This window comes from Streptomyces botrytidirepellens (assembly GCF_003721215.1).
GTDB classification, from domain to species: Bacteria; Actinomycetota; Actinomycetes; order Streptomycetales; family Streptomycetaceae; genus Streptomyces; species Streptomyces himastatinicus.
Map to the genome: position 1 here is coordinate 1 of NZ_RIBZ01000637.1, position 5,171 is coordinate 5,171.

Annotated in this window: 6 protein-coding genes; 1 reads left to right on the forward strand and 5 read right to left on the reverse strand. The window is 71.5% G+C overall.

Going from position 1 to position 5,171, the window contains the following annotated elements; translation table 11 throughout:
• From EEJ42_RS34315 to EEJ42_RS34335, 5 genes are all read right to left on the reverse strand, one after another.
• A partial coding sequence (locus EEJ42_RS34315; RefSeq protein WP_123106037.1) for an SDR family NAD(P)-dependent oxidoreductase occupies window positions 1-155 on the reverse strand: 155 nt, incomplete at its 3' end.
• A 4-nt stretch (window positions 156-159) separates the two neighbouring features.
• Window positions 160-1,941 (reverse strand): glycoside hydrolase family 15 protein, encoded by a 1,782-nt coding sequence (locus EEJ42_RS34320; protein WP_123106029.1) that lies wholly within the window; start codon window positions 1,939-1,941, stop codon window positions 160-162.
• Between the two features lie 30 nt (window positions 1,942-1,971).
• Window positions 1,972-2,784, reverse strand: coding sequence for an SURF1 family cytochrome oxidase biogenesis protein (locus tag EEJ42_RS34325; protein ID WP_123106031.1), 813 nt, complete (start codon window positions 2,782-2,784; stop codon window positions 1,972-1,974).
• A 78-nt stretch (window positions 2,785-2,862) separates the two neighbouring features.
• On the reverse strand, window positions 2,863-3,096 hold the full coding sequence (locus EEJ42_RS34330) for a hypothetical protein (protein WP_123106033.1): 234 nt from the start codon (window positions 3,094-3,096) through the stop codon (window positions 2,863-2,865).
• A 63-nt stretch (window positions 3,097-3,159) separates the two neighbouring features.
• A complete protein-coding gene (locus EEJ42_RS34335; protein WP_123106035.1) occupies window positions 3,160-4,155 on the reverse strand; it encodes a DEDDh family exonuclease in 996 nt (331 codons plus the stop codon).
• Between the two features lie 162 nt (window positions 4,156-4,317).
• On the opposite strand from EEJ42_RS34335, the gene EEJ42_RS34340 reads away from it, so the two are divergent.
• A partial coding sequence (locus EEJ42_RS34340) for a sterol desaturase family protein (protein ID WP_148082128.1) occupies window positions 4,318-5,171 on the forward strand: 854 nt, incomplete at its 3' end.

Consider the following 5,171-nt stretch of genomic DNA (forward strand, 5'->3'; position numbering starts at 1 on the left):
CCGAGGTCGGCGGCGGCCGCGGCGGCGGTCTCGGCGTCGCGGCCGGTGATGACGGCCTTGGCGCCGTCGGCGACCAGCTCGGCCGCGGCGGCGCGGCCGAGCCCGCGGGTGGCTCCGGTGACGATGTACACGCGGTCTTTGAGTCCAAGATCCATGGGTTCAGTCTGCCTGGGACGGGTCCGAAAGGGTGAGGGCGGTCCCCACCAGACCGACGTGGCTGAAGGCCTGCGGGAAGTTGCCGAGCAGCCGGTCGGCCCCGGGGTCGTACTCCTCGGCGAGGAGGCCGACGTCGTTGCGCAGGGACAGCAGCCGCTCGAACAAGGAGGAAGCCTCCCGGCGGCGGCCGGCGAGGTGGAGGGCGTCGGCGAGCCAGAAGGAGCAGGCGAGGAAGGCGCCCTCGCTGCCGGGGAGCCCGTCGGCGGTGTCGTCGGTGGAGTAGCGGCGGATCACGCCGTCGTGGCTGAGTTCGCGGCGGACCGCGTCGATGGTGCCGAGGACGCGGGGATCGTCGGCGGGGAGGAAGCCGACGCGGGGGATGAGGAGGGTGGCGGCGTCGAGCGCGGTGGAGCCGTAGGACTGGGTGAAGGCGTTACGGGAGGCGTCGTAGCCCTTCTCGCAGACCTCGCGGTGGACTGCGTCCCGCATGGCGCGCCACCGGTCGGTGTCGCCGTTCAGCTCGGGGTGGGCCTCGATGGTGCGGACGGCGCGGTCGGCGGCGACCCAGGCCATGACCTTGGAGTGGACGAAGTGGCGGCGGGGCCCGCGGACCTCCCACAGCCCTTCGTCGGGGTCCTGCCAGGCGGATTCGAGGAAGTCCATGAGGGCGCTCTGGATCTTCCAGGCGTGCGGCTGGGGCGCCATGCCGTGGGCGCGGGCGAGGTGGAAGGTGTCGAGGACCTCGCCATAGACGTCGTGCTGGCGCTGGGTGACGGCGCCGTTGCCGACGCGGACGGGGGCGGAGTGGCCGTATCCCTCCAGCCAGGGCAGCTCGTGCTCGGGGAGGCGCCGCTCGCCGCCGAGCCCGTACATGATCTGGAGTTCGGCGGGGTCGCCCGCGATCGCGCGGAGCAGCCAGTCGCGCCACGAGGCGGCCTCGTCGCGGTAGCCGGCGGAGAGGAGGGCGTTCAGGGTGAGGGTGGAGTCGCGCAGCCAGCAGTACCGGTAGTCCCAGTTGCGCACCCCGCCGAGCCGTTCGGGCAGCGAGGTGGTGGGGGCGGCGACGATGCCGCCGGTGGGTTCGTAGGTGAGCGCCTTGAGGGTGATGAGGGAGCGGACGACGGCGTCCCGGTAGGGGCCCCGGTAGCGGCAGCGGGCGGACCAGGCGCGCCAGTCGTCCAGGCTGGACCGCAGGGCCTGGTACGGGTCGACCAGGCGGGGCCGGGGCTCGTGGGAGGGGTGCCAGGTGAGGACGAAGGCGACCCGGTCTCCGGCGGAGACGGTGAACTCGGAGCGAGTGCTGAAGTCCTTGCCGTAGGTGTGCACCTCGGGTTCGGAGCGCAGCCATACGGAGTCGGGCCCGGCGACGGCGATGCGGTGGCCGTCGGTGCGCCGCACCCAGGGGATGACGTGCCCGTAGTCGAAGCGCAGCCGCAGGACGCCTGCCATGTCGACGCTGCCGGAGACGCCCTCCACGATGCGGATGACGTCGGGCGCGCGGTCGCGCTGCGGCATGAAGTCGATGACCTTGACGGTGCCGGTGCCGGTCTCCCAGACGGATTCCAGCACCAGGGAGTCGTCGAGGTAGGCGCGGCGGGTGCAGGCACCGGCGCCCTTGGGGGCGAGCCGCCAGTGGCCGTTGTCGTCGTCGCCGAGGAGGGCGGCGAAGCAGGCGGCGGAGTCGAAGCGGGGCAGGCACAGCCAGTCGATCGAGCCGTCGCGGCCGACGAGGGCCGCCGTCTGGTGGTCCCCGATGAGCGCGTAGTCGTCGATGTCCTGTGCCACGTCCGGGCGTCTTCCCGGAGAGCGGGGGAACTAGTCCGCGTGCGCGGCGGCGGGGGTCTTCGGCTCGGCGGTCCCGGCGGCGGCCTTGGCGGCCTCGGCCGCCTGGTCGCGGCGCTCCCGGCGGGCCAGGACGAACCAGCCGACGGGCACTCCGGCGGAGAACAGCCACCACTGGACGGCGTACGCCATATGGGGGCCGATGTCGTCGTGCTCCGGCTCGGGCACCGGGTCGGGCTGCTTGGCGCCCTTGGGGGAGGACGAGGTCAGCTCGATGTAGCCGCCCTGGAGGGGGCGGCCGAGCGCCTTGGCCTGCTGCTCGCTGTTGATCAGCATGACCTGGCGCGGCGGCAGACCCTGCTTGTCCTTGATGCCGCTGTCCGCGCTGGTCTCGTCGGCCTTGAGGCGGCCGGTGACGGTGACCTTGCCGCTGGGGGCGGCGGGGACCTCGGGGAACTTGGTGAGGTCGGCCCCGGCGGGGATCCAGCCCCGGTTGACCAGGACGGCCCGCTTGCCCTCGATCAGCGGGGTGAGGACGAAGTAGCCGATGCTCTGCTCGTCGGAGCCGGTGCGCTGGCGGACGACGACCTCATGGGCCGTGTCGTACGTCCCGGTGGCGGTCACCGTGCGGAAGGTGTCGTCGCGGGGGACGGTGCGGCCGGGGGCGGTGAGCTTGTCGACCGGCACGGCGGGGGCGCCGAGGTTGTTCCCGATCAGCTGGTTCTGCGCGACCTTGGCCTCGTGGCGGTGCAGCTGCCAGAAGCCCAGCCTGATCATGGTGGGGATCAGTGCGAGCCCGATCAGGGTGAGGATCACCCACTGCCGGGTCAACAGGAAGCGGTACACGTCCTTGACACTACTCGGCGTGGATTGTCCCCCGGCCACGGGGGGCACCGGACGACAATCCACGCATCCGGACGGGACTCAGACGTGGTCGACGATGCCCTCCTTCCCTTCCGCGCGGGAGCAGTGGGCGCCGCAGTAGTAATGGCCTTCCACCTCCACTCCCTGGCCGATGATCTGGCACCGGCAGTGCTCGCAGATGGGCGCCATGCGGTGGATGGCGCAGGAGAAGCAGTCGAAGACGTGCACATTGCCCTGGGCGTGCACCTCGAACGTCATGGTGTAGTCGTTTCCGCAGACCTCACAGCGTGCCATGCGCCACAGCGTGCGGTCCCGGGCGGTGGCGGGCGAGCGGTGCGCGGGCGCGTCGCGTGAGTTTCACCTGATTGTCGGCTCGGCGGGGGTGACGTCGAGCAGCAGCTGTGTGAAGGCGGCCTCGTCGACGATGGGCGTCCCGAAGGAGCGGGCCTTGACGGTCTTGGAGGTGGCCGCGTCCGGATCGTTGGTGACCAGCAGGCTGGTGAGCCGGGACACGCTGGTCGCCACGTGCAGCCCGGCCTCGATCGCCCGGTCCTCCAGCAGCTCCCGGTCGACCGAGGTGTCCCCGGAGAACGCCACCCGCATGCCCTGGGTCAGCAGCCCGCCCGGCTGGTAGCGCCCCGGGTTGGGGTAGGGGCAGGCGGGGCGCTTGCGGCTGGGGCGCCAGCTCTGCTGCCGGTACGAGCGCTGGGCGCCGATCCCGCGGGACGGCGGGTCCGACCATTCGGTGAGCGGCTGACAGGCCAGCAGGGGCAGCCGCACCCCGGCCTCGGCGGCGCGGTGGAGGCTCGGCCGGAAGGTCTCGGCGAGCACGCGCGCGTCGTCCAGCGCGTGGTGGGCCCGCTCCTGGACGACCCCGTAGTGCGCGGCCAGCGTCTCCAGCTTGTGGTTGGCCAGCGGCAGCCCCAGCTCCTTGGAGAGGGCGATGGTGCACAGCCGCTGACGCACCGGCGCCTCGGTCTTCGACCGGGCGAACTCGCGGGCGATCATCGACCAGTCGAACGCGGCGTTGTGCGCGACCAGGACGCGGCCGTCGAGGCGCTCGGCGAACGCGGCGGCGATGTCCGGGAAGAGCGGGGCGTCGGCCAGCGTCTCGCGGGTGAGGCCGTGGATCCACACCGGGCCCGGATCGCGCTGCGGGTTGACCAGCGTGTACCAGCGGTCCTGCACCGCGCCCCGGGCGTCGAGCTGATAGACCGCCGCGGAGACGATCCGGTCGTCGCGGGCGAGACCCGTGGTCTCGACGTCGACCACCGCATACCCCTGCGGATAGGCCTCCGGCCACGAGGGTGTTGACGCGGTTCGCGGTGCGGCTGCCGTGGGGTCTTCGAGCATGGTCCATGAGGATACGGGCCGGCGCCGACACTCCGGGCCGCCGGGCCCGGGTGGGCACGTGCCGTCAGCCGACCGGCCCGGGCTCGTTGTTGACATCACGTCTAGCATACTTGTTGGTAACTACCTCTGGCGGTGGGGCGAAACCGGTTCTATGTTGCCGGTATGCCGCATTTGCCCAACGCCGTGCTGTGGTCGATACCCGCCTTCGTGCTGCTCGCCGTCGTGGAGATGGTGAGTTACCGCCTGCACCCCGATGAGGACGCCGCCGGATACGCGGCCAAGGACACCGCGACGAGCGTCACCATGGGGCTCGGCAGCCTCGTCTTCGACCTGGTGTGGAAGATCCCGATCGTGGCGGTCTACGCCGCCGTGTACGAACTCACCCCGCTGCGCGTCCCGGTGGAGTGGTGGACGCTGCCGCTGATGCTGATCGCGCAGGACTTCTTCTACTACTGGTCGCACCGTGGCCACCATGTGATCCGCATCCTGTGGGCGTGTCATGTGGTGCACCACTCCAGCCGCAAGTTCAACTTCACCACCGCGCTGCGGCAGCCGTGGACCACCTGGACGGTGTGGCCGTTCTACGTACCGATGATCGCGCTCGGCGTGCACCCGGCCGCGGTCGCGTTCTGCTCGTCGGTGAACCTCGTCTACCAGTTCTGGATCCACACCGAGCGGATCGGCACCCTGCCGCGCCCGATCGAGTTCGTCTTCAACACCCCGTCGCACCACCGCGTCCACCACGCCTCCCAAGGGGGCTATCTGGACCGCAACTTCGGCGGGATCCTCATCGTCTGGGACCGGCTCTTCCGGTCGTTCGTCCCGGAGACGGAAGCCCCGGTCTTCGGGCTCACCAAGAACATCGACACCTACAACCCGCTGCGCGTGGCCACCCATGAGTACGCGGCCATCGCCCGGGACATCGCGGCCGCCCGCGACTGGCGCGAGCGGGTCGGGCGGGTCTTCCGCGGCCCGGGCTGGGCGCCTGCGGCGCCGCCCGACGCGGCGGGTGCGGC

Excerpts from the sequence above, each read along its gene's own strand:
- EEJ42_RS34330 (WP_123106033.1), bottom strand. The coding sequence starts at position 3,096 with ATGGCACGCTGTGAGGTCTGCGGAAACGACTACACCATGACGTTCGAG.
- EEJ42_RS34335 (WP_123106035.1), bottom strand. The coding sequence starts at position 4,155 with ATGCTCGAAGACCCCACGGCAGCCGCACCGCGAACCGCGTCAACACCC.